The sequence below is a fragment of the Pseudomonas sp. YL2 genome, from assembly GCF_023063025.1.
Lineage (GTDB): Bacteria > Pseudomonadota > Gammaproteobacteria > Pseudomonadales > Pseudomonadaceae > Aquipseudomonas > Aquipseudomonas putida_A.
Genome location: NZ_JAJSLU010000013.1, coordinates 137,462 through 157,525, shown reverse-complemented (window position 1 = coordinate 157,525; position 20,064 = coordinate 137,462). Strand labels below are relative to the sequence as shown.

Below are 20,064 nucleotides of genomic sequence, written 5' to 3'. Positions count from 1 at the left end.
TTGAGGGCTTATCATGCCAAGACGTCGCGTAGCAGCAAAGCGTGAGATTCTGGACGATCCGAAATACGGAAGCCAGATCCTCGCCAAATTCATGAACCACGTTATGGAAAGCGGCAAGAAAGCCGTTGCCGAACGTATCGTTTATGGTGCCCTGGAAACCGTGAAGGCTCGTAAGGCCGGCACCGATCCCCTGGAACTCTTCGAAAAAGCACTCGACGCCATCGCTCCGCTGGTCGAAGTGAAGTCGCGCCGCGTTGGTGGTGCTACTTACCAGGTTCCGGTCGAGGTTCGTCCTTCCCGCCGTAACGCTCTGGCAATGCGCTGGTTGGTAGACTTCGCCCGTAAGCGTGGCGAGAAGTCTATGGCTCTGCGCTTGGCTGGCGAACTGCTGGATGCTGCTGAAGGTAAAGGTGCTGCTGTTAAGAAGCGTGAAGACGTGCACCGTATGGCCGAAGCCAACAAAGCTTTCTCGCACTACCGCTTCTAATTTTAGCTTCACTAATTTTGCGAGGGCTTTATGGCTCGTACTACTCCGATTAGTCGCTACCGTAACATCGGTATCGTCGCTCACGTGGATGCTGGTAAAACCACCACCACCGAGCGCGTCCTTTTTTACACTGGCAAAAGTCACAAAATGGGCGAGGTGCATGACGGCGCCGCGACCACAGACTGGATGGTTCAGGAGCAGGAGCGTGGTATTACCATTACTTCTGCTGCCATTACCGCCTTCTGGAAAGGTTCCGAGAAGCAGTACCCACACGAGCACCGTTTCAACGTCATCGATACCCCGGGCCACGTAGACTTCACCATTGAAGTTGAACGTTCCCTGCGCGTACTCGACGGCGCTGTCGTTGTATTCTGCGGTACTTCGGGTGTTGAGCCGCAGTCGGAAACCGTATGGCGTCAAGCCAACAAATACGGCGTTCCACGTCTTGTTTACGTAAACAAGATGGACCGTGCCGGTGCCAACTTCCTGCGCGTGATCGGTCAGATCAAACAGCGTCTGGGTCACACTCCGGTGCCGATTCAGCTGGCTATCGGTTCGGAAGACAACTTCCAGGGCCAGATCGACCTGATCAACATGCAGGCTGTTTACTGGAACGACTCTGACAAGGGTATGGTTCCTGTTCGCAAGGAAATCCCTGCGGACATGCTCGAGCTGGCTACTGAGTGGCGCAGCAACATGGTTGAGGCTGCGGCCGAAGCCAGTGAAGAGCTGATGAACAAGTACCTGGAAGGCGAAGAGCTGTCGATCGAAGAGATCAAGGCCGCTCTGCGTCAGCGCACTATCGCTGGCGAAATCGTTCTGGCTGTGTGCGGTTCGTCGTTCAAGAACAAGGGCGTTCCCCTGGTTCTCGACGCCGTTATCGACTTCCTGCCTGCTCCAACCGACATTCCAGCTATCAAGGGCTCGAACCCTGATAACGAGGAAGAGGAAATGGAGCGTCACGCAAGTGACGACGAGCCGTTCGCGGCACTGGCGTTCAAAATCGCTACCGACCCATTCGTGGGTACCTTGACCTTCGTCCGTGTTTACTCGGGCGTGTTGAACTCCGGCGACGGCGTGATCAACTCGGTTAAAGGCAAGAAAGAGCGCGTGGGTCGTATGGTGCAAATGCACGCAAACGCCCGTGAAGAGATCAAGGAAGTACGCGCTGGCGACATCGCGGCCCTGATCGGCATGAAGGACGTCACCACTGGTGAAACCCTCTGCAACGCTGACAAGCCAATCATCCTGGTTCGCATGGACTTCCCGGAGCCGGTTATTTCGGTTGCCGTAGAGCCTAAGACCAAGGATGACCAGGAAAAAATGGGTATCGCACTGGGCAAGCTGGCTCAGGAAGACCCGTCTTTCCGCGTTAAAACTGATGAAGAGACTGGTCAAACGATCATCTCCGGCATGGGCGAGCTGCACCTGGACATCCTGGTTGACCGGATGCGCCGTGAGTTCAACGTCGAAGCCAACATCGGCAAGCCTCAGGTTTCGTATCGTGAGCGCATCACGAAGAACTGTGAAATCGAAGGCAAGTTCGTTCGTCAGTCCGGTGGTCGCGGCCAGTTCGGTCACTGCTGGATCCGTTTTGCTCCTGCTGATGAAGGTCAGGAAGGTCTGCAATTCGTGAACGAAGTTGTAGGTGGTGTGGTTCCTAAGGAATACATCCCGGCTATCCAGAAGGGTATCGAAGAGCAGATGAAGAACGGCGTTGTTGCCGGCTATCCGCTGATCGGCCTGAAGGCAACCGTGTTCGATGGTTCTTACCACGACGTCGACTCCAACGAGATGGCGTTTAAAGTGGCTGCTTCCATGGCGACCAAGCAACTGGCCCAGAAGGGTGGTGGTGAGTTGCTCGAGCCGATCATGGCGGTAGAGGTTGTTACGCCTGAAGACTATATGGGTGATGTAATGGGCGACCTTAACCGTCGTCGCGGCATGATCCAGGGTATGGAAGACACAGTGTCCGGCAAGGTTATCCGTGCCGAGGTTCCACTGGGTGAGATGTTCGGTTATGCGACCGACGTTCGCTCCATGTCCCAGGGTCGCGCAAGCTACTCTATGGAATTCAAAAAATACGATACGGCTCCGTCGCACATCGTCGAATCCGTAACCAAAAAACAAGGCTGATTCAGCCCCTTTAGGCTAGGAGTTAATTGTCGTGGCTAAAGAAAAATTTGATCGTTCCCTACCGCACGTCAACGTTGGCACCATCGGTCACGTTGACCACGGTAAAACCACTCTGACCGCTGCTCTGACTCGCGTCTGCTCCGAAGTTTTCGGTTCGGCCGTAGTTGAATTCGACAAGATCGACAGCGCTCCAGAAGAAAAAGCTCGCGGTATCACCATCAACACCGCTCACGTTGAGTACAACTCGACTATTCGTCACTACGCTCACGTTGACTGCCCAGGTCACGCTGACTACGTGAAGAACATGATCACCGGTGCTGCCCAGATGGACGGCGCGATCCTGGTTTGCTCGGCCGCTGATGGTCCGATGCCACAAACCCGTGAGCACATCCTGCTGTCCCGTCAGGTAGGCGTTCCGTACATCGTGGTTTTCCTGAACAAGGCTGACCTGGTAGACGACGCTGAGCTGCTGGAACTGGTTGAGATGGAAGTTCGCGACCTGCTGTCCACTTATGACTTCCCAGGCGACGACACTCCGATCATCATCGGTTCGGCTCGTATGGCGCTGGAAGGCAAAGACGACAACGAAATGGGCACCACTGCCGTTCGTAAACTGGTTGAAACTCTGGATACCTACATCCCAGAACCAGTTCGTATGATCGACAAGCCATTCCTGATGCCAATCGAAGACGTATTCTCGATCTCGGGTCGCGGTACTGTTGTGACTGGTCGTATCGAGCGCGGTATCGTTCGCGTTCAAGATGCACTGGAAATCGTTGGTCTGCGTGACACTACCACCACCACCTGCACCGGTGTTGAGATGTTCCGCAAGCTGCTCGACGAAGGTCGTGCTGGCGAGAACTGCGGCGTTCTGCTGCGTGGTACCAAGCGTGACGACGTTGAACGTGGTCAGGTTCTGGTTAAGCCGGGTTCGGTTAAGCCGCACACCAAGTTCACCGCAGAAGTTTACGTTCTGAGCAAGGAAGAAGGCGGTCGTCACACTCCGTTCTTCAAAGGCTACCGTCCACAGTTCTACTTCCGTACTACTGACGTGACTGGTAACTGCGAGCTGCCAGAAGGCGTTGAAATGGTAATGCCAGGTGACAACATTCAGATGACTGTTACCCTGATCAAAACCATCGCGATGGAAGATGGTCTGCGTTTCGCTATCCGTGAAGGCGGTCGTACCGTCGGCGCTGGCGTCGTAGCCAAAATCATCGAGTAATTCTCTTTTATAGAGTCTGCTTGATGAATTGAAAAAGCCCCCGCTCAGCGGGGGCTTTTTTATTGGGTTGACACCTATCTGGGGCGTCTATAGAATTGCGCCTCCTTTTAACGGGCGTATTGCGCCCGGTGGGAATAGCAGCCGGAGTCTGAAATCCAATGCAAAATCAGCAAATCCGTATCAGGTTGAAGGCTTTCGACCATCGCCTGATCGACCAATCAACCCAGGAAATCGTGGAAACCGCGAAACGTACTGGTGCTCAAGTGCGTGGTCCAATTCCACTGCCTACCCGTAAAGAGCGGTTCACCGTTCTGGTTTCCCCGCACGTCAACAAAGACGCGCGTGACCAGTACGAAATCCGCACTCATAAGCGCGTTCTGGACATCGTCCAGCCAACGGATAAAACCGTTGATGCTCTTATGAAGCTTGATCTTGCGGCCGGTGTGGAAGTGCAGATCAGCCTCGGCTAAGACTCGGTCTTGGTCGTGTAACGCTCTGAAATGGGCGGCCATAGCGGGTGAAAGCCCCGTACACTCATGAGGTTTACAACATGACTATTGGTGTAGTCGGTCGTAAATGCGGTATGACCCGTATTTTCACCGAAGAAGGTGTCTCCATTCCGGTCACGGTCATTGAGATCGAGCCGAATCGCGTCACCCAGTTCAAAACTGAAGAGACCGATGGCTATCGTGCAGTGCAAGTCACTGTCGGCGAGCGTCGTGCTTCGCGTGTAACAGCAGCTCAAGCTGGTCACTTCGCTAAAGCGAACGTTGCCGCTGGTCGCACCACCATGGAATTCCGTCTTGAAGAAGGCGAGTACCAGGCTGGCGATCTGATCAACGCTGAAATCTTCGCCGCTGGTCAACTGGTTGATGTAACCGGTCAGTCCAAGGGTAAAGGCTTCCAGGGTACGATCAAGCGTTGGAATTTCCGCGGGCAAGATAACACCCACGGTAACTCCGTATCCCACCGCGTCCCAGGCTCTATCGGCCAGTGCCAGACTCCTGGTCGTGTATTCAAGGGCAAAAAAATGTCCGGTCATATGGGCGCTGAGCGCGTGACCGTGCAGTCCCTGGAAGTAGTGCGCGTGGACGCTGAACGCAATCTGTTGTTGGTCAAGGGCGCTGTTCCTGGCGCTACTGGCGGCAACCTGGTTGTACGTCCAGCAGCCAAGGCTCGCGGTTAAGGGGAAGCTGACATGCAATTAAATGTAAATGACGCTCAAGCGATCGAAGTTTCCGAACTGACATTTGGCGGCGAGTTCAACGAGACGCTGGTTCACCAAGCAGTCGTGGCCTACATGGCCGGCGGCCGTCAAGGTAGCAAGCAGCAAAAGACCCGTTCCGACGTTCGTGGTGGCGGTAAGCGCCCATGGCGTCAGAAAGGTACTGGCCGTGCTCGTGCCGGTACTATCCGTAGCCCAATCTGGCGTGGCGGCGGTACCACTTTCGCAGCTCGTCCACAGGATCACTCCCAGAAGCTGAACAAGAAGATGTATCGCGCAGCAATGCGTTCCATCCTTGCTGAGCTGGTGCGTACTGATCGTCTGGTCGTGGTTCAGGATTTCGCTGTTGAAACTCCGAAAACCAAAGATCTGCTGGGCAAGCTGAACAACATGAGCCTGACCGATGTTCTCATCGTGTCGGACGCTGTTGATCAGAACCTGTACCTGGCTGCTCGTAACCTGCCACACGTAGATGTACGTGACGTGCAAGGTTCCGATCCAGTTAGTCTGATCGCATACGACAAGGTGTTGATCACCGTGTCGGCCGTGAAGAAATTCGAGGAGCTGCTGGGATGAACCAGGAACGCGTATTTAAAGTTCTGCTTGGCCCGCACGTTTCCGAGAAGGCTACGGTTCTGGCAGACAAGAAAGGCCAGTTCGTTTTCAAGGTTGCTACTGATGCAACCAAGCTGGAAATCAAGAAGGCCGTCGAAAGCCTGTTCAGCGTGAAAGTAGAGCGCGTCACTACCCTGAACGTTCTGGGTAAGAGCAAGCGCACTGCTCGCGGTCTGGGCAAGCGTAATGACTGGAAGAAGGCAGTTATCTCCCTTCAGCCAGGCCAAGATCTCGATTTCAGCAGCAGTGCTGAGTAAGGAAGGGGTGCATCATGGCAATCGTTAAATGCAAACCGACTTCCCCTGGCCGCCGTTTTGTGGTCAAGGTGGTCAACCAGGAGCTGCATAAAGGCGCTCCTCACGCACCGCTGCTCGAGAAAAAATCGAAGACTGGTGGTCGTAACAACAATGGCCGTATTACCACTCGTCACATCGGTGGTGGTCATAAGCAGCATTACCGTATGGTCGATTTCCGTCGCAACGACAAAGATGGCATCGTCGCCACTGTCGAGCGTATCGAATACGATCCAAACCGTACTGCTCACATCGCACTGCTCTGCTACGCAGACGGCGAGCGTCGCTACATCATCGCCCCTAAAGGCGTGAGTGCTGGCGACCAGCTGATCGCAGGCGCTCTGGCTCCAATCAAGCCAGGCAACGCTCTGCAACTGCGCAACATTCCAGTCGGTTCTACCGTACACGGCATCGAACTGAAGCCAGGTAAAGGCGCGCAGATCGCTCGTTCCGCTGGTGCTTCGGCTCAGCTGATCGCTCGTGAAGGCGTGTACGTTACCCTGCGTCTGCGTTCCGGTGAAATGCGTAAAGTCCTGGCTGAATGCCGTGCGACCCTGGGCGAAGTCTCGAACTCCGAGCACAGCCTGCGTTCGCTGGGTAAAGCTGGTGCCAAACGCTGGCGTGGCGTTCGCCCAACCGTTCGTGGTGTTGCCATGAACCCGGTTGACCACCCACATGGTGGTGGTGAAGGTCGTACCTCTGGTGGTCGTCATCCGGTATCGCCATGGGGCTTCCCGACTAAGGGCGCGAAGACTCGTGGTAATAAGCGTACCGACAAAATGATCGTCCGTCGTCGCAAGTAAATAGAGGGATACGACAGTGCCACGTTCTCTGAAAAAAGGTCCTTTTATTGATCTTCACCTACTGAAGAAGATCGAAGTGGCGGCGGAAAAGAACGATCGCAAACCAATTAAGACTTGGTCGCGTCGTTCGATGATCCTGCCACAAATGGTCGGTCTGACCATCGCAGTACACAACGGCCGTCAGCACGTCCCAGTTCTCGTGAACGAAGACATGGTTGGCCATAAACTGGGCGAGTTCGCCGGTACCCGCACTTATCGTGGGCACGTGGCTGACAAGAAAGCCAAGCGTTAAGGGGTAAGGAAATGGAAGTAGCCGCTAAGTTGTCGGGCGCTCGAATCTCCGCCCAGAAAGCCCGCTTGGTCGCCGACCAGATCCGCGGGAAGAAGGTGGGCGAAGCGCTCAACCTGTTGGCTTTCAGCAGTAAGAAAGCCGCCGAGATCATGAAGAAAGTGCTGGAGTCGGCCGTAGCCAACGCCGAGCATAACGAAGGCGCAGACGTTGATGACCTGAAGGTCAGCACCGTTTTCGTCAACGAAGGGCGTTCGCTGAAGCGCATCATGCCACGTGCCAAAGGCCGTGCTGATCGCATCGTCAAGCGGTCTTGCCATATCACTGTCAAGGTTGCTGACAAGTAACGGAGTCGAAGAGATGGGTCAGAAAGTACATCCCATTGGCATTCGCCTGGGAATCGTCAAGGAGCACACCTCCGTCTGGTACGCAGACGGTCGGACTTATGCGGACTACTTGTTCGCAGATCTGAAAGTGCGTGAGTATCTCCAAGACAAACTAAAAAGCGCGTCCGTAAGCCGTATCGATATCCATCGTCCGGCCCAAACTGCACGCATCACCATCCACACCGCTCGTCCAGGTATTGTTATCGGGAAGAAAGGTGAAGATGTTGAGAAACTGCGTCAGGACCTGACCAAGCAAATGGGTGTGCCTGTGCACATCAATATCGAAGAGATCCGCAAGCCGGAGCTCGACGGTATGCTGGTTGCGCAGAGCGTAGCTCAGCAGCTGGAGCGTCGTGTAATGTTCCGTCGCGCTATGAAGCGCGCAGTACAGAACGCCATGCGCATTGGTGCCAAAGGCATCAAAATCCAAGTGAGCGGTCGTCTCGGCGGTGCTGAAATCGCACGTACTGAATGGTATCGCGAAGGTCGTGTGCCACTGCACACCCTGCGTGCCGACATCGACTATGCCAACTACGAAGCTCACACCACCTACGGTGTGATCGGTGTAAAGGTTTGGATCTTCAAAGGCGAAGTAATTGGTGGTCGCCAAGAAGAGCTGAAACCACAAGCACCAGCGCCTCGTAAAAAAGCTGCTAAGTAAGGGGTACGCCAAATGTTGCAACCAAAGCGTACGAAGTTCCGCAAGCAGATGACCGGCCACAACCGTGGTCTGGCACTGCGCGGTAGCAAAGTCAGCTTCGGCGAGTTCGCGCTGAAGTCTGTTGCTCGTGGTCGTCTCACCGCTCGTCAGATCGAGTCAGCGCGTCGTGCTCTGACCCGTCACGTAAAACGTGGTGGCAAGATCTGGATCCGTGTATTCCCGGACAAGCCGATCTCCAAGAAACCTCTCGAGGTTCGTATGGGTAAAGGTAAGGGTAACGTGGAGTACTGGGTTGCCCAGATTCAGCCAGGCAAAGTCCTGTATGAAATCGAGGGTGTTTCTGAAGAGCTGGCGCGTGAGGCTTTCGCCCTGGCTGCTGCAAAGCTGCCGCTCGCCACCTCCTTTGTTAAACGGACGGTGATGTGATGAAAGCGAATGAACTTCGTGAAAAATCCGCACAGCAGCTGAACGAGCAACTGCTCGGCTTGCTGCGCGACCAGTTCAATCTGCGTATGCAGAAAGCAACTGGCCAGTTGGGGCAGTCTCATCTGCTCTCGCAAGTTAAGCGTGACATCGCTCGCGTGAAGACTGTGCTCAACCAGCAGGCAGGTAAGTGATCATGGCTGAAGCCGAAAAAACTGTCCGTACGCTGACTGGCCGTGTTGTCAGCGACAAGATGGACAAAACCATCACCGTTCTGATCGAGCGTCGCGTTAAGCACCCGATCTACGGTAAATACGTTAAGCGTTCGACTAAGCTGCACGCGCACGACGAAACCAATCAGTGCCACATCGGCGACAAAGTCACTATTCGTGAAACTCGTCCGATGGCCAAGACCAAGTCTTGGGCGCTGGTTGATGTTCTCGAACGCGCTGTGGAAGTCTAAGGGCTAGGGGTCGGAGAAATTATATGATTCAGACTCAATCCATGCTCGATGTGGCCGATAACAGCGGCGCTCGCCGCGTTATGTGCATCAAGGTGCTGGGTGGCTCCCATCGTCGTTACGCTGGTATCGGTGACATCATCAAAGTTACCGTCAAGGAAGCAATTCCTCGCGGTAAAGTGAAAAAAGGCCAAGTGATGACTGCTGTTGTAGTCCGCACTCGTCACGGCGTACGTCGTGCTGATGGCTCCATTATCCGCTTTGATGGCAACGCTGCTGTTCTTCTGAACAACAAGCAAGAGCCGATCGGCACCCGTATCTTTGGGCCAGTGACCCGTGAACTTCGTACTGAGAAGTTCATGAAGATCGTCTCGCTCGCCCCAGAAGTGCTGTAAGGAGATCCGACATGCAAAAGATTCGTCGTGACGACGAGATCATCGTGATCGCCGGCAAAGACAAAGGTAAGCGCGGTAAGGTGCTGAAGGTTCTTGCTGACAACCGTCTGGTTGTTGGTGGTCTGAACCTGGTCAAGCGTCATACCAAGCCTAACCCGATGTCGGGCGTACAGGGCGGTATCGTCGAGAAAGAAGCGCCACTGCACGCTTCCAACGTCGCCATCTTCAACGGCGAAACCAACAAGGCTGACCGCGTTGGTTTCAAAGTAGAAGACGGTAAGAAAATTCGTGTCTTCAAGTCGACCCAAAAAGCGGTTGATGCTTGAACACTGCTAGGTAGAAGACCATGGCACGACTAAAAGAGATTTACCGGAAGGAAATCGCTCCGAAACTTAAGGAAGAACTTAAGCTTTCGAACGTGATGGAAGTTCCGCGCGTTACCAAAATCACCCTGAACATGGGTCTGGGCGAAGCGATCGGCGACAAAAAAGTCATCGAGCACGCTGTTGCTGACCTGGAAAAGATCACCGGCCAAAAAGTCGTTGTGACCTACGCTCGTAAATCCATCGCTGGCTTTAAAGTCCGTGAAGGATGGCCGATCGGCGTCAAAGTGACTCTGCGCCGTGAGCGTATGTACGAGTTCCTGGATCGTCTGCTGTCGATCTCCCTGCCTCGGGTTCGCGACTTCCGCGGCCTGAATGCCAAGTCCTTTGATGGTCGTGGCAACTACAGCATGGGCGTGAAAGAGCAGATCATTTTCCCGGAAATCGACTACGACAAGATCGATGCTCTCCGCGGTCTGGACATTACCCTGACCACCACTGCCAAGAACGATGATGAAGGCCGCGCTCTGCTGCGTGCTTTCAAATTCCCGTTCCGCAACTGATTGGAGTAGGAAAATGGCCAAGAAGAGCATGAAAAACCGTGAGCTGAAGCGTCAGCTCACTGTTGCCAAGTACGCCACCAAGCGTGCAGCGCTGAAAGCTATCATCGTTGATCTGAACGCAAGTCCAGAAGCGCGTTGGGAAGCTACCGTAGCTCTGCAGAAGCAACCACGTGACGCAAGCGCTTCGCGCATGCGTAACCGTTGCCGCCTGACTGGTCGTCCGCACGGCGTTTACCGCAAGTTCGGCCTGGGCCGTAACAAACTGCGTGAAGCGGCAATGCGTGGTGACGTTCCAGGTCTGGTTAAAGCCAGCTGGTAATCGCTGTCAAAGCCTTGATGGTCAGGGTCGCAAGAACCTGACCATCGGTGGCCTTGAATCTGAATCAAGCCCCTTTTGGGGCTTGATTCATTTCTGGGGTGTGTCTAGAATGACCGGCTCGCCTGAGCCCGTGTTTTTCATGCCCGGAGTTTCTCGGCGACATGTAGTAGCCGCAAGGCTAATTTTTCTGTATTAGGAGCGTCTAGCCCATGAGTATGCAGGACCCGTTAGCGGACATGCTAACTCGAATCCGTAATGCCCAGATGGCTGAAAAGTCTGTCGTAAGCATGCCGTCTTCCACGTTGAAGGTGGCTGTAGCAAAAGTCCTGAAGGACGAAGGTTACATCGCGGATTTTCAGATCACCACCGACGCTAAGCCGTCGTTGTCCATCTCGCTGAAATACTTCGAAGGCCGTCCGGTCATCGAGGAAGTGAAGCGCGTTAGTCGTCCAGGCCTGCGTCAGTACAAGTCCGTTGAAGATCTGCCGAAAGTTCGTGGCGGTCTTGGCGTGTCTATCGTCTCCACCAACAAAGGTGTGATGACGGATCGTGCTGCGCGCGCTGCCGGTGTCGGCGGCGAAGTTCTTTGCACTGTGTTCTAAGGGGGGATAAGCATGTCTCGCGTCGCTAAGAACCCCGTTAAGCTGCCAGCCGGTGTCGAAGTAAAATTCGCAGGCCAACAGCTTTCGGTGAAGGGTGCCAAGGGTACTCTTGAACTGAACATCCATTCGTCCGTTGAGATCGTTGAAGAAGCTGGTGAGCTGCGTTTCGCTGCTCGCAATGGCGATCAACAGACTCGCGCAATGGCCGGTACCACGCGTGCGTTGGTAAACAACATGGTCCAAGGCGTAAGCCAAGGCTTCGAGCGCAAGCTCCAGCTGGTCGGTGTTGGTTACAAAGCGCAAGCAAAAGGTCAGGTGCTGAACCTGGCTCTTGGCTTCTCGCACCCAGTGGATTACGAACTGCCGCAAGGCATCACCGCTGAGACTCCTAGCCAGACCGATATCCTGATCAAGGGCATCGATAAACAGCTGGTAGGTCAAGTGGCCGCTGAGATCCGCGACTTCCGTCCACCAGAGCCGTACAAAGGCAAAGGTGTGCGCTACGCGGACGAAGTCGTCCGTCGTAAAGAAGCCAAGAAGAAGTAGGGCATAGCAAATGACCGACAAAAAAGTTACTCGACTGCGTCGCGCTCGCAAAGCACGCCTGAAAATGCACGAACTCGAAGTCGTGCGTCTCTGCGTGTTCCGCTCGTCGCAGCACATCTACGCCCAGGTCATCTCGGCCGACGGCAACAAAGTCCTGGCAAGCGCCTCGACTTTGGATAAAGAACTGCGTGATGGCGCCACTGGCAACATCGACGCGGCCACAAAGGTTGGCCAGCTGGTCGCTACGCGTGCTAAGGCCGCTGGCGTCTCGCAAGTGGCTTTCGACCGCTCTGGCTTCAAGTACCATGGCCGCGTTAAAGCGCTGGCTGATGCTGCTCGTGAAGCTGGGCTGGAGTTCTAAGTTATGTCAAATAACGACCAAAAGCGCGACGAAGGCTACATTGAGAAGCTGGTTCAAGTTAACCGCGTAGCCAAAACCGTTAAAGGCGGCCGTATCTTCACTTTCACCGCGTTGACCGTGGTTGGTGATGGTAAAGGGCGTGTTGGCTTCGGCCGTGGCAAGTCGCGTGAAGTGCCTGCTGCGATCCAGAAGGCAATGGAAGCTGCTCGCCGCAACATGATTCAAGTTGACCTGAACGGCACTACCCTGCAGTACGCAATGAAGTCCGCTCACGGCGCTTCGAAGGTGTACATGCAGCCTGCTTCTGAAGGTACCGGTATCATCGCTGGCGGCGCTATGCGTGCTGTCCTCGAAGTTGCTGGCGTTCAGAACGTTCTGGCCAAGTGCTACGGCTCGACTAACCCGGTAAACGTGGTTCACGCCACTTTCAAAGGTCTGAAAGCCATGCAATCTCCTGAGTCCATCGCTGCCAAGCGTGGCCTGACTGTCAAGGAGATCTTCTGATCATGGCTACCGTTAAAGTTACGCTGATCAAAAGCATGACCGGCCGCATCCCTAACCACAAACTGTGCGTTAAGGGTCTGGGTCTGCGTCGCATCGGTCACACTGTAGAAGTCCAGGATACTCCCGAGAATCGCGGGATGATCAACAAGGCTTACTACATGCTGCGTGTCGAGGGTTAATCGATGAAACTCAATGATCTGAGTCCAGCGCCGGGTTCCCGTCGCGAAAAGCATCGTCCGGGCCGTGGTATCGGTAGCGGTTTGGGTAAGACTGGTGGCCGTGGCCACAAAGGTCAAACCTCCCGCTCCGGTGGCACTATTGCTCCAGGCTTTGAAGGCGGTCAACAGCCGCTGCATCGTCGCCTGCCGAAGTTCGGTTTCGTTTCCCTGAAAGCCATGGACCGCGCAGAAGTGCGTCTGTCCGAGCTGGCCAAAGTGGAAGGCGACATCGTCACCGTGCAGTCCCTGAAAGATGCCAACGTGATCAATGTCAACGTACAGCGTGTGAAAATCATGCTGTCCGGTGAAGTGACTCGCGCTGTCACTATCGGCAAGGGAATCGGCGCCACCAAAGGTGCGCGTGCGGCTATCGAAGCAGCTGGCGGCAAGTTCGAGGAATAAATGGCTAAGCAAGGTGCTCTCTCTGCGCTCGGCAAAGGCGGTATGTCTGAACTCTGGGCTCGTCTGCGTTTTCTGTTCCTGGCGATTATCGTCTACCGAATAGGCGCACACATCCCGGTTCCAGGTATCAACCCGGACCGACTCGCAGACCTGTTTCGACAGAATGAGGGGACCATTCTTAGCTTGTTCAACATGTTCTCCGGCGGCGCGCTGGAACGGATGAGCATCTTTGCACTGGGGATCATGCCGTACATTTCGGCATCGATCATCATGCAACTGATGACCGCCGTCAGCCCGCAGCTGGAGCAGTTGAAGAAGGAAGGTGAAGCTGGCCGTCGCAAGATCAGCCAGTACACCCGCTACGGCACCGTCGTCCTCGCTCTCGTTCAGGCTATTGGCATGTCCATTGGTCTGGCGGGGCAGGGCGTTGCGTTCACTGGTGACTTTGGCTTCCATTTCGTCGCGGTATCCACTTTTGTGGCTGGTGCGATGTTCATGATGTGGCTGGGTGAGCAGATTACTGAGCGTGGTGTAGGCAACGGTATCTCGATGTTGATTTTTTCGGGTATCGTCGCCGGTCTTCCGAGAGCAATCGGGCAGTCTTTCGAGTCTGCGCGTCAGGGTGATATCAATATCTTCGCCTTGGTTGCCATCGGTTTGCTGGCAGTAGCGATTATCGGTTTCGTGGTGTTCATTGAGCGTGGCCAGCGTCGTATCGCTGTTCACTACGCCAAGCGTCAGCAGGGCCGCAAGGTTTTTGCTGCGCAGACAAGCCACTTGCCGCTGAAGGTGAACATGGCCGGTGTTATTCCGGCTATTTTCGCGAGCAGCATTTTGCTGTTCCCGGCTTCGTTGGGTGCCTGGTTTGGTCAGTCTGAAGGTATGGGCTGGTTGCAGGACATCTCGCAGTCGATCGCTCCTGGTCAGCCGTTGAATATTCTGCTGTTTAGTGCAGGGATTATTTTCTTCTGCTTCTTCTATACGGCGTTGATGTTCAATCCGAAAGACGTAGCGGAAAACCTGAAGAAGTCCGGTGCCTTTATTCCGGGCATCCGTCCAGGTGAGCAGTCTGCACGCTATATTGATGGCGTTCTGACTCGCTTGACCATGTTCGGTGCTCTTTACATGACGGCCGTGTGCCTGTTGCCCCAATTCCTGGTGGTTGCAGCAAACGTTCCGTTCTACCTTGGCGGGACCTCGTTGCTGATCGTGGTCGTGGTTGTGATGGACTTCATGTCCCAAGTACAATCGCACCTCGTTTCGCACCAGTACGAATCCCTGATGAAGAAAGCCAACCTGAAGGGTTACGGCAGCGGCATGTTGCGCTGAGTACCCATAAGGTTCGAGGAGTTGGTGATGAAAGTTCGTGCATCGGTGAAAAAGCTGTGCCGTAACTGCAAGATTATTCGCCGCGAAGGTGTTGTTCGAGTAATTTGCAGCGCGGAACCGCGTCACAAACAGCGCCAAGGCTGAGTGTGATTGTGCTTCAAGCCCGGCAGCTAGTGCGCTGCCGGGTTGATTATTTGTTATTACAGCGATATTATCTCGCGCCCTATTTCTTGGCTTCCGGGGCGTAGGTAGCTGTCAATTGGAGTCCCACTGAATGGCCCGTATTGCAGGCGTTAACATTCCAGATAACAAGCATACTGTTATCTCGCTGACCTACATCTATGGTGTCGGTCGCACTACTGCGCAGAAAATCTGTGCAGACACTGGGGTAAACCCAGCAGCAAAGATCAAAGATCTGAGCGACGAGCAAATTGAACAGCTGCGTGGCGAAGTGGCGAAGTTCACCACTGAAGGTGACCTGCGTCGCGAAATCAACATGAAAATCAAGCGCTTGATGGACCTCGGTTGCTATCGCGGTCTGCGTCATCGTCGCGGTCTTCCAGTACGCGGTCAGCGTACCAAGACCAACGCGCGTACCCGTAAAGGTCCGCGTAAGCCGATCCGCAAGTAATCGCCCCAGCGAATCGACAGGAATTTAATCATGGCAAAACCTGCTGCTCGTCCTCGTAAAAAAGTTAAAAAGACAGTGGTTGATGGCATCGCCCACATCCATGCTTCTTTTAACAACACCATCGTGACCATTACCGACCGTCAAGGTAACGCTCTTTCCTGGGCTACCTCCGGTGGTTCGGGTTTCCGCGGTTCCCGCAAGTCCACCCCGTTCGCTGCTCAAGTAGCTGCTGAGCGTGCTGGTCAAGCTGCGCTGGAATACGGCCTGAAAAACCTCGACGTTAACGTCAAGGGTCCAGGTCCAGGTCGTGAATCCGCAGTCCGCGCTTTGAACGGCTGTGGCTACAAGATCGCCAGCATCACCGACGTGACGCCAATCCCGCACAACGGGTGCCGTCCGCCGAAGAAGCGCCGCGTGTAATCCAGGAGATTGTAAAGAATGGCTCGTTACATTGGTCCAAAATGCAAACTCGCTCGTCGCGAAGGCACCGATCTCTTCCTGAAGAGCGGCGTGCGCGCGATCGAATCGAAGTGCAACATTGAAGCAGCACCTGGTATCCACGGCCAACGCCGCGGTCGCCAGTCCGACTACGGCACCCAGCTGCGTGAAAAGCAGAAGGTCCGTCGTATCTACGGCGTTCTCGAGCGTCAGTTCAGCGGCTACTACAAAGAAGCTGCTGGCAAGAAAGGTGCAACCGGTGAAAACCTGCTGCAACTGCTCGAATGCCGTCTGGACAACGTTGTATACCGTATGGGCTTTGGTTCGACTCGTGCCGAATCCCGTCAGCTGGTATCGCACAAGTCGATCAGCGTTAACGGTCAGACCGTAAACGTTCCGTCGTATCAGGTTCGTGCTGGTGACGTGGTCGCAGTTCGCGAGAAAGCAAAAAACCAACTTCGCATTGTCCAAGCTCTCGATCTGTGTGCCCAACGTGGCCGCGTAGAATGGGTAGAAGTAGACACTGAGAAGAAGTCGGGCGTTTTCAAGAACGTTCCTGCTCGCAGTGATCTGTCCGCCGACATCAACGAAAGCCTGATTGTCGAGCTCTACTCCAAGTAAGGGCTAGAAAATAGGTGCATCCATGCAGATTTCGGTAAATGAGTTCCTGACACCCCGCCACATTGATGTGCAGGTTGTCAGTCCAACCCGCGCCAAGATCACTCTCGAGCCTCTCGAGCGTGGTTTTGGCCACACCCTGGGCAACGCGCTGCGCCGCATCCTGTTGTCCTCAATGCCCGGCTGCGCAGTAGTCGAGGCCGAGATTGACGGTGTGCTCCACGAGTACAGCGCCATCGAAGGTGTACAGGAAGACGTAATTGAAATCCTGTTGAACCTTAAAGGTCTGGCCATCAAGCTGCACGGTCGTGACGAAGTTACGCTGACCTTGTCGAAGAAGGGTTCGGGGGTGGTTACCGCTGCCGATATTCAGCTGGATCATGATGTCGAGATCGTTAACCCCGATCACGTAATCGCTAACCTGGCGTCTAACGGCGCCCTGAACATGAAGCTCACCGTAGCTCGTGGTCGTGGTTATGAGCCAGCCGACTCGCGTCAGAGCGATGAAGACGAAAGCCGCAGCATTGGTCGCTTGCAGCTCGACTCTTCGTTCAGCCCGGTTCGCCGTATCGCATACGTGGTGGAAAACGCCCGTGTCGAGCAGCGTACCAACCTGGACAAGCTGGTTATTGATCTGGAAACCAACGGTACTCTGGATCCTGAAGAGGCTATCCGCCGCGCTGCAACCATCCTGCAACAGCAGTTGGCTGCGTTCGTCGACCTCAAAGGTGACAGTGAGCCAGTGGTTGTCGAGCAGGAAGACGAGATCGATCCGATCCTGCTTCGCCCGGTTGACGATCTGGAACTGACTGTACGTTCGGCTAACTGCCTTAAGGCGGAAAACATCTACTACATCGGCGACCTGATTCAGCGTACCGAAGTAGAGCTGTTGAAGACTCCGAACCTGGGCAAGAAATCCTTGACTGAAATCAAGGACGTTCTGGCCTCCCGCGGTCTGTCCCTCGGCATGCGCCTCGACAACTGGCCGCCTGCAAGTCTTAAGAAGGACGACAAGGCGACTGCCTGATCGTCGTAATCACCGAACGTAGTGTTTGGTAAGGAATGAACCATGCGTCATCGTAAAAGTGGGCGTCACCTGAGCCGCACCAGCTCGCACCGCAAGGCCATGTTCCAGAACATGGCGGTGTCGTTGTTCGAGCACGAGCTGATCAAGACTACTCTGCCAAAAGCCAAAGAACTGCGCCGCGTTGCCGAGCCGCTGATCACTCTGGCCAAGACAGACAGCCTGGCTAACCGCCGTCTGGCTTTCGACCGTACTCGTTCGAAAGCTATCGTTGGTAAGCTCTTCAACGACCTGGGCAAGCGTTACGCTACCCGTGAGGGTGGCTACCTGCGCATCCTCAAGTGCGGCTTCCGCGCTGGCGACAACGCGCCTATGGCGTACGTCGAGTTGGTTGATCGTGCTACTGCTGGCGAAGCTGTATCCGCCGAGTAAGACGTCAGTCTGAAACGAAAAACCGGGCCTAGTGCCCGGTTTTTTGTGCCCGCAAGAAATGCGCTGTTCGTACAAGCTTCTGACATTGTTGTGTTGCCACTATGTGCAGGGAAACATAATTAGTAATTATCTATCGATGACTGCAAGTTAATGAATTTGTAGGTGTCTCATCGATGATCAATACTTCCCAGCAAGCCGATTAGCCGGCAGTTTCAAGACTGACAGAGGAAGAAGACCGTATGAGCCAGATCAAAACGCTTACGACCGCCAGTGGCGCACCTGTCGCCGATAACCAGAATTCTCGCTCCGCCGGCCCCCGTGGCCCGCTGCTGCTCGACGATTTTCATCTGATCGAGAAGCTTGCCCATTTCAACCGTGAAAACATTCCTGAGCGCCGCGTGCACGCCAAGGGCTCGGGTGCTTACGGTACGTTCACCGTAACCCGTGATATCACCGAATACACCAGCGCCAGACTGTTTGAGGCCGTGGGCAAGCAAACGCCAACGTTCTTGCGCTTCTCCACTGTAGGCGGCGAACGTGGCTCGGCTGACACTGAACGTGATCCACGTGGGTTCGCCCTCAAGTTCTACACCGAAGAGGGCAACTGGGACATCGTTGGCAACAACACCCCTGTTTTCTTCATTCGTGATCCACTGAAGTTTCCCGACTTTATCCACACGCAGAAACGTCTGCCGCAGAGCAACCTGAAAAGCGCCCAGATGATGTGGGACTTCTGGTCGCATTCGCCGGAAGCACTGCATCAAGTGACCATTCTGTTCTCGGATCGTGGCATTCCCGACGGCTATCGCCATATGCACGGCTTCGGCAGCCACACCTACAGCCTGATCAATGCCAAAGGTGAGCGTCACTGGGTGAAGTGGCACTACAAAACCAAGCAGGGCATCAAGAACCTGGCACCGGCCGATGCTGCGCGCCTGGCGGGTACCGATCCGGATTACGCTCAGCGTGATCTGTTCGAAGCCATCGAGCGTGGCGATTTCCCGAAATGGCGCGTATGCATTCAGATCATGACCGAGGCTCAGGCTGCAGCGCACTACGAGAACCCGTTCGACGTGACCAAGACCTGGTCGCAAAAGGAGTTTCCGCTGATCGAAGTCGGCGAACTGGAGCTGAACCGCAACCCGCTGAACTACTTTGCCGAGGTCGAGCAAGCCGCATTCGGTCCGAGCAACATGGTGCCAGGTGTCGGTCTGTCGCCGGATCGCATGCTGCAAGGCCGCGTATTCGCCTACGCCGATGCACATCGCTATCGCGTGGGCACAAACCACCAACAATTACCGGTGAATGCGCCGCGCAGCCCGGTGAATACCTACCAGCGCGACGGCTCGATGGCCTTCGGCAGCAATGGTGGTGCAGCACCTAACTACGAACCGAACAGCTACATTGAATCACCGAAGCAAGCTCCGCACTACGCCGAGCCTGCACTGGCATTGAGCGGTGCTGCTGACCGTTACGATCATCGCGAAGACACCGATTACTACAGCCACGCCGGTGCGCTGTTCCGTCTGATGAGCGACGAGCAGAAAGCCTTGCTGGTCAGCAATATCGCCGGCGCCATGAGCGGTGTTTCACCTGATGTGGTTGATCGTCAGTTGCAGCATTTCTATAAGGCCGATCCGGCGTATGGAGAAGCAATCGCAAAGCTGCTCGACGTACAGCTTAACGAAGTCTAAACGAGAAGCAGAACCGCCCTCATTGGGGCGGTTTTTGCGTTATTTAGGCTGGTTTTCTCAGAATATCTTCGCTTTTATTGCGCGAAACGGGGTGACCTTCCGGTCAGCTTGGTTCAAACTACAAACTTTCAAGCAGGGAGATGTAGGGCGATGCAAGGCCACCCAGACGTAATCGATTACCTCAACACGTTGCTGACCGGCGAACTGGCCGCACGTGACCAATATTTTGTTCACTCGCGGATGTATGAGGACTGGGGTTTCACCAAGCTCTACGAACGAATCAACCACGAGATGGAAGAAGAGGCCGGTCACGCCGACGCACTGATGCGCCGGATCCTGATGCTCGAAGGTACACCGCGCATGCGCCCGGACGATCTCGACGTCGGCACCACCGTCCCGGAGATGCTCGAAGCCGATCTGCGTCTCGAGTACAAAGTCCGCGCCGCTCTGTGCAAAGGCATTGAGTTGTGCGAGCAGCACAAGGATTATGTCAGTCGCGAAATCCTGCGTGTTCAGCTCAACGACACTGAAGAAGATCACACCTACTGGCTGGAAAAGCAGTTGGGACTGATCAAACTCATCGGTCTCGAGAATTACCTGCAATCCCACACCTGATTGCCAGATACAAAAAAGCCCCTGTCACGGTTGAAGTGACAGGGGCT

Annotated in this window: 33 protein-coding genes; all 33 read left to right on the top strand. The window is 54.8% G+C overall.

Annotated features, from left to right (window positions below; all coding sequences use genetic code 11):
• Nucleotides 1–13: 13 nt before the first annotated feature.
• The 33 genes from rpsG to bfr all read left to right on the top strand — a co-directional run bounded on the left by rpsG (nucleotide 14) and on the right by bfr (nucleotide 20,017).
• Complete coding sequence (rpsG, locus tag LVD08_RS19220) at nucleotides 14–487, top strand: 30S ribosomal protein S7 (RefSeq protein WP_003228745.1); 474 nt, start codon at nucleotides 14–16, stop codon at nucleotides 485–487.
• A 30-nt stretch (nucleotides 488–517) separates the two neighbouring features.
• Complete coding sequence (fusA, locus tag LVD08_RS19215) at nucleotides 518–2,623, top strand: elongation factor G (RefSeq protein ID WP_007962223.1); 2,106 nt, start codon at nucleotides 518–520, stop codon at nucleotides 2,621–2,623.
• Between the two features lie 31 nt (nucleotides 2,624–2,654).
• Complete coding sequence (gene tuf / locus LVD08_RS19210) at nucleotides 2,655–3,848, top strand: elongation factor Tu (RefSeq protein WP_024014521.1); 1,194 nt, start codon at nucleotides 2,655–2,657, stop codon at nucleotides 3,846–3,848.
• Between the two features lie 158 nt (nucleotides 3,849–4,006).
• Entirely contained in the window at nucleotides 4,007–4,318 is a 312-nt protein-coding gene (rpsJ, locus tag LVD08_RS19205) for a 30S ribosomal protein S10 (protein ID WP_003186070.1), read from the top strand.
• Between the two features lie 80 nt (nucleotides 4,319–4,398).
• Nucleotides 4,399–5,034, top strand: coding sequence for a 50S ribosomal protein L3 (gene rplC / locus LVD08_RS19200; RefSeq protein WP_003228738.1), 636 nt, complete (start codon nucleotides 4,399–4,401; stop codon nucleotides 5,032–5,034).
• Between the two features lie 12 nt (nucleotides 5,035–5,046).
• Nucleotides 5,047–5,649, top strand: coding sequence for a 50S ribosomal protein L4 (rplD, locus tag LVD08_RS19195; protein ID WP_003228735.1), 603 nt, complete (start codon nucleotides 5,047–5,049; stop codon nucleotides 5,647–5,649).
• Complete coding sequence (gene rplW, locus LVD08_RS19190) at nucleotides 5,646–5,945, top strand: 50S ribosomal protein L23 (protein ID WP_002555488.1); 300 nt, start codon at nucleotides 5,646–5,648, stop codon at nucleotides 5,943–5,945. Before rplD ends, rplW begins: the two co-directional genes overlap by 4 nt.
• Nucleotides 5,946–5,959: 14 nt before the next feature.
• Entirely contained in the window at nucleotides 5,960–6,784 is an 825-nt protein-coding gene (gene rplB, locus LVD08_RS19185) for a 50S ribosomal protein L2 (RefSeq protein WP_003228734.1), read from the top strand.
• 16 nt (nucleotides 6,785–6,800) lie between these two features.
• Complete coding sequence (rpsS, locus tag LVD08_RS19180; protein WP_003228731.1) at nucleotides 6,801–7,076, top strand: 30S ribosomal protein S19; 276 nt, start codon at nucleotides 6,801–6,803, stop codon at nucleotides 7,074–7,076.
• Nucleotides 7,077–7,087: 11 nt separating this feature from the next.
• Complete coding sequence (gene rplV, locus LVD08_RS19175; RefSeq protein WP_003103908.1) at nucleotides 7,088–7,420, top strand: 50S ribosomal protein L22; 333 nt, start codon at nucleotides 7,088–7,090, stop codon at nucleotides 7,418–7,420.
• Between the two features lie 13 nt (nucleotides 7,421–7,433).
• The gene (gene rpsC / locus LVD08_RS19170) at nucleotides 7,434–8,120 is read left to right on the top strand and encodes a 30S ribosomal protein S3 (RefSeq protein WP_003176422.1); all 687 of its coding nucleotides are present in this window, start codon (nucleotides 7,434–7,436) and stop codon (nucleotides 8,118–8,120) included.
• Nucleotides 8,121–8,132: 12 nt separating this feature from the next.
• Entirely contained in the window at nucleotides 8,133–8,546 is a 414-nt protein-coding gene (gene rplP, locus LVD08_RS19165) for a 50S ribosomal protein L16 (RefSeq protein ID WP_003228729.1), read from the top strand.
• A complete protein-coding gene (gene rpmC / locus LVD08_RS19160; RefSeq protein WP_002555481.1) occupies nucleotides 8,546–8,737 on the top strand; it encodes a 50S ribosomal protein L29 in 192 nt (63 codons plus the stop codon). The genes rplP and rpmC overlap by 1 nt, the downstream gene beginning before the upstream one ends.
• A gap of 2 nt (nucleotides 8,738–8,739) precedes the next feature.
• On the top strand, nucleotides 8,740–9,006 hold the full coding sequence (rpsQ, locus tag LVD08_RS19155) for a 30S ribosomal protein S17 (protein ID WP_003194644.1): 267 nt from the start codon (nucleotides 8,740–8,742) through the stop codon (nucleotides 9,004–9,006).
• A 23-nt stretch (nucleotides 9,007–9,029) separates the two neighbouring features.
• Entirely contained in the window at nucleotides 9,030–9,398 is a 369-nt protein-coding gene (rplN, locus tag LVD08_RS19150) for a 50S ribosomal protein L14 (RefSeq protein ID WP_002555479.1), read from the top strand.
• 11 nt (nucleotides 9,399–9,409) lie between these two features.
• On the top strand, nucleotides 9,410–9,724 hold the full coding sequence (gene rplX, locus LVD08_RS19145; protein ID WP_003186046.1) for a 50S ribosomal protein L24: 315 nt from the start codon (nucleotides 9,410–9,412) through the stop codon (nucleotides 9,722–9,724).
• A 20-nt stretch (nucleotides 9,725–9,744) separates the two neighbouring features.
• A complete protein-coding gene (rplE, locus tag LVD08_RS19140; protein WP_003210069.1) occupies nucleotides 9,745–10,284 on the top strand; it encodes a 50S ribosomal protein L5 in 540 nt (179 codons plus the stop codon).
• 13 nt (nucleotides 10,285–10,297) lie between these two features.
• Entirely contained in the window at nucleotides 10,298–10,603 is a 306-nt protein-coding gene (gene rpsN / locus LVD08_RS19135; RefSeq protein WP_003228726.1) for a 30S ribosomal protein S14, read from the top strand.
• 209 nt (nucleotides 10,604–10,812) lie between these two features.
• The gene (gene rpsH, locus LVD08_RS19130; protein WP_007966178.1) at nucleotides 10,813–11,205 is read left to right on the top strand and encodes a 30S ribosomal protein S8; all 393 of its coding nucleotides are present in this window, start codon (nucleotides 10,813–10,815) and stop codon (nucleotides 11,203–11,205) included.
• 12 nt (nucleotides 11,206–11,217) lie between these two features.
• Complete coding sequence (rplF, locus tag LVD08_RS19125; protein ID WP_007966176.1) at nucleotides 11,218–11,751, top strand: 50S ribosomal protein L6; 534 nt, start codon at nucleotides 11,218–11,220, stop codon at nucleotides 11,749–11,751.
• A gap of 10 nt (nucleotides 11,752–11,761) precedes the next feature.
• Nucleotides 11,762–12,112, top strand: a complete 351-nt coding sequence (gene rplR, locus LVD08_RS19120) for a 50S ribosomal protein L18 (RefSeq protein WP_003186037.1) — start codon at nucleotides 11,762–11,764, stop codon at nucleotides 12,110–12,112.
• Nucleotides 12,113–12,115: 3 nt separating this feature from the next.
• Entirely contained in the window at nucleotides 12,116–12,616 is a 501-nt protein-coding gene (gene rpsE, locus LVD08_RS19115; protein ID WP_003176409.1) for a 30S ribosomal protein S5, read from the top strand.
• Between the two features lie 2 nt (nucleotides 12,617–12,618).
• Nucleotides 12,619–12,795 (top strand): 50S ribosomal protein L30, encoded by a 177-nt coding sequence (rpmD, locus tag LVD08_RS19110; protein WP_003176408.1) that lies wholly within the window; start codon nucleotides 12,619–12,621, stop codon nucleotides 12,793–12,795.
• Nucleotides 12,796–12,798: 3 nt separating this feature from the next.
• Nucleotides 12,799–13,236: a 50S ribosomal protein L15 gene (gene rplO, locus LVD08_RS19105; RefSeq protein WP_003228720.1), complete on the top strand. Its 438-nt coding sequence runs from the start codon at nucleotides 12,799–12,801 to the stop codon at nucleotides 13,234–13,236.
• Nucleotides 13,237–14,565 (top strand): preprotein translocase subunit SecY, encoded by a 1,329-nt coding sequence (gene secY, locus LVD08_RS19100; RefSeq protein WP_003228718.1) that lies wholly within the window; start codon nucleotides 13,237–13,239, stop codon nucleotides 14,563–14,565. It abuts the gene before it with no gap.
• Between the two features lie 27 nt (nucleotides 14,566–14,592).
• The gene (gene rpmJ / locus LVD08_RS19095; protein ID WP_002555468.1) at nucleotides 14,593–14,709 is read left to right on the top strand and encodes a 50S ribosomal protein L36; all 117 of its coding nucleotides are present in this window, start codon (nucleotides 14,593–14,595) and stop codon (nucleotides 14,707–14,709) included.
• Between the two features lie 130 nt (nucleotides 14,710–14,839).
• Nucleotides 14,840–15,196 carry a 30S ribosomal protein S13 gene (gene rpsM / locus LVD08_RS19090; protein WP_008374135.1) on the top strand — a complete coding sequence of 119 codons (357 nt, stop codon included), beginning with the start codon at nucleotides 14,840–14,842 and terminating at the stop codon, nucleotides 15,194–15,196.
• A gap of 30 nt (nucleotides 15,197–15,226) precedes the next feature.
• Nucleotides 15,227–15,616, top strand: a complete 390-nt coding sequence (rpsK, locus tag LVD08_RS19085) for a 30S ribosomal protein S11 (protein WP_002555466.1) — start codon at nucleotides 15,227–15,229, stop codon at nucleotides 15,614–15,616.
• Nucleotides 15,617–15,634: 18 nt separating this feature from the next.
• Nucleotides 15,635–16,255, top strand: coding sequence for a 30S ribosomal protein S4 (gene rpsD, locus LVD08_RS19080; protein ID WP_003176404.1), 621 nt, complete (start codon nucleotides 15,635–15,637; stop codon nucleotides 16,253–16,255).
• Nucleotides 16,256–16,277: 22 nt separating this feature from the next.
• Nucleotides 16,278–17,279: a DNA-directed RNA polymerase subunit alpha gene (locus tag LVD08_RS19075; RefSeq protein ID WP_003186012.1), complete on the top strand. Its 1,002-nt coding sequence runs from the start codon at nucleotides 16,278–16,280 to the stop codon at nucleotides 17,277–17,279.
• Nucleotides 17,280–17,321: 42 nt separating this feature from the next.
• Nucleotides 17,322–17,708 carry a 50S ribosomal protein L17 gene (gene rplQ / locus LVD08_RS19070; RefSeq protein ID WP_003176402.1) on the top strand — a complete coding sequence of 129 codons (387 nt, stop codon included), beginning with the start codon at nucleotides 17,322–17,324 and terminating at the stop codon, nucleotides 17,706–17,708.
• Nucleotides 17,709–17,947: 239 nt separating this feature from the next.
• The gene (locus tag LVD08_RS19065) at nucleotides 17,948–19,402 is read left to right on the top strand and encodes a catalase (RefSeq protein WP_247268935.1); all 1,455 of its coding nucleotides are present in this window, start codon (nucleotides 17,948–17,950) and stop codon (nucleotides 19,400–19,402) included.
• A 150-nt stretch (nucleotides 19,403–19,552) separates the two neighbouring features.
• Complete coding sequence (gene bfr / locus LVD08_RS19060) at nucleotides 19,553–20,017, top strand: bacterioferritin (protein WP_003228714.1); 465 nt, start codon at nucleotides 19,553–19,555, stop codon at nucleotides 20,015–20,017.
• Nucleotides 20,018–20,064 lie beyond the last annotated feature (47 nt).